Annotated in this window: 1 protein-coding gene and 1 pseudogene; one reads left to right on the plus strand and one right to left on the minus strand. The window is 60.1% G+C overall.

What is annotated here, in order from left to right; genetic code table 11:
- Positions 1-65: 65 nt before the first annotated feature.
- On the minus strand, positions 66-1,532 hold the full coding sequence (locus tag AC066Y_RS43060; protein WP_478279114.1) for an IS701 family transposase: 1,467 nt from the start codon (positions 1,530-1,532) through the stop codon (positions 66-68).
- Positions 1,533-1,614: 82 nt separating this feature from the next.
- Here AC066Y_RS43060 and AC066Y_RS43065 point away from each other — a divergent pair.
- A pseudogene (locus AC066Y_RS43065) lies at positions 1,615-2,580 on the plus strand (IS110 family RNA-guided transposase); the annotation flags it as partial.
- Between the last annotated feature and the right edge of the window lie 190 nt (positions 2,581-2,770).

Consider the following 2,770-nt stretch of genomic DNA (forward strand, 5'->3'; position numbering starts at 1 on the left):
CCTCCAACGCGTTCACGAAGTCGGGTCGAAAAGCGGCGAAAAAGCCGAAGCGTTCGCGCGCGCCTTCACCCCGACCGGAAATGTTCCAGCTGCCCCGCCCGGCAATCATGAATAAGACGGGCTAGTGGTCGAACTTGATCGCACAACAAGGACATCTCGACAGCGTTCGGACGAGCCCATGTTCGAGGCGCCGTCGCATCGTCGCGATCGAATTTGGAATGTGACGTTGGGTCCGCAGCGGCAAATCCGCGGGGTCTGTAATCTGCGGGAATGCGATCGAGCAGGATCGGCCGGGCGTGCCGAGTGCCTGAGGGGGGAATCGTCTCCCGCTCGGAGATCAGGAATCCGTAGGCTGCGATGCACATTGTTGCGTGATGATGAAAGCCGCGCCAGCCGCGTCCCTCGAAGTGGCCGAGCCCGACCTCCTGCTTGAGTTCCTGATAGTCGCGTTCGATGCGCCAGCGCAATTTAGCCGTCTCAACGAGAGTCCGGAATGCCACATCCTCCGGCAATGTCGAGAGCCAGTATTTGGTAGGCTGGTCCTCGCCTTTTGGCCATTCGATCAGCAACCATTCCTCCAATCGCCGGGTAGTTTGCCAATAATCACGATGCGCGGCACGGACCCGCACGCGGGCAAAGCGCGAGGTCAGCTTTTCGTTCGTTCCTTGCCGCCACGTGATGGTGCGCCAAGCTTTGGCCGGCAGGCCGATCGCGAGCGCCTTGACGGCGGCCGGCTGATGCTGACGGTTGCGGCGCATCAGTTTCGGTGGACGGCCGCGGCCCGACCTTGGCTTCGGCGGCAAGGGACCGGTACCGGGCGCCCATACCGTTGTGCTCGACAGAAGACCCGCCACATAGGTCAATCCCAGCGCCGTGATCTCCGTGCGCAGGCCGCTGTTATTACCATAGCCCGCGTCCATCAGTACGACACCGCGTGGAAGGCCGCTCGCGCAGGCCCACCGCAACTGCTCCAGCGCGATCTCCGGCTTGGTCCGGAAGCCAACTTCGGCAGGAATGCCCACCTTGCGCCGCCGATCGCAGTCCTCAGTCCATTCCTTCGGAAGATAAAGGCGATAAGCGACAGGCAGGCTGGCGTGGTGGTTGGCAATCGACAGTGACACCGCCACCTGACAATTATCCTGCTTGCCGAGCTGCCCGCAATATTGCCGTGCAACTCCAACTGAATGTCGCCCCTGCTTGGGAAATCCGGTATCGTCGATGATCCAGGCTTCGATGGGGCCCTGGCGTTCAATCGCCGGCAGGACCATTTCACGTACCTTGCCCAGCACCTTCTCATCCGACCAGGCGCCGCTGCCGACGAAATGCAGCAGCGATTGATGCTGGGCGGCCGTCCGTTCCGGAGCTGTCACCGCCGCCATCGACTCCACGCTCTTGCGACCGCCACAGGCCATCAGGCCGACGCAATAGTCGCGCAGCGGCGCCTTCCGATCAGCATGACCGATGACACTGGCAAGCCCTTCCAAATACGTCGCAAATCGCTTCTCGCTCGTCTTGGTGCCACGCCCGCTCATGTCGGCCTCTCGACTGATGGTCCGTGCTTCATCCATCGCTGATTCTGGCCGGCGGTTTTGTGACTCAGTCAGACTAGTCTAGCTAGCTAGTGAGGATGCACCAGCCGTAAAGCGCAAGCTGACGCGCCGGACGATGCGCGAGTTCTTCTCGAAGATCGAGCCGTGCCGCGTTGGCATGGAGGCTTGCGGCTCAGCGCACTATTGGGCGCGCGAACTGAAGGCCATGGGACACGATGTGTCTCTGATGCCGCCGGCCTACACAAAGCCCTATGTCAAACGAGGTAAGAACGATGCCGTCGATGCGGAAGCCATCTGTGAAGCGGTCTCGCGTCCTGCCATGCGTTTTGTGCCGATCAAGAGCGCTGATCAGCAAGCGACCCTGATGTTGCACAAGACGCGCGAGCTGCTGGTCAAACAGCGAACGATGAGCGTGAACGCTCTACGCGGCCACTTGGCCGAATTCGGTCTTGTCGTCGCCAAGGGCACCGGCCGCGTCGACGAGCTTTTAGGCCTCGCAGAAGGCGACGCGACTCTTCCCGACGCTGCTGTCGTGGCCGCGAAGGTTCTCGGTCAGCAAATTGATGCCCTCGGAAGCGCGCTCGATGATTTGGAGAGAGAGATTGCCAAGGCTCACGCGCTCAGCGAGACGAGCCGTTCGCTCGGAGAAATTCCCGGCGTTGGCAAGCTTGTTGCCTCGGTAATTACAGCCAGTGTACCAGACCCAAGCGTATTCAATTCGGGACGGGATTTTGCTGCCTGGCTGGGTCTGACACCCAGGCAAATTTCGAGCGGGGGTAAACCAACTCTCGGAACCATCACCAAGGCGGGTAATCGATATATAAGGAAGCTACTCGTTCTCGGAGCAACATCGCTTCTAAACGTTGTGGAAAAACGCCGCGGCGGCTTGCGCGACTGGATTGTCGGGCTTTTGGCTAAAAAGCCAGCGCGGCTTGTGACCGTCGCCCTCGCCAACAAGCTTGCTCAGATCATCTGGGCAATGATGAAAACCGGAGAATGCTTCCGCACCGAGATGTTCGCCAAACCTTGAGTGTCGGACAGCCGCATCCGAATCGAAGAGTTATAAGCTTGGTAAGTGCAAGAAAGGCATGATTGAGCCGGTCCCGGTTGTCTGAACAGAAACTCCGCATCGATAAGTGGAGCCTCTGCCGTGGTTAGGCTGCCGTGCGGAGCGGCAGCGAGATGAAATAGGCTTGATCCGGTGTGCTGCCGTCAAGGCT

The sequence above is a fragment of the Bradyrhizobium sp. USDA3010 genome (assembly GCF_056429065.1).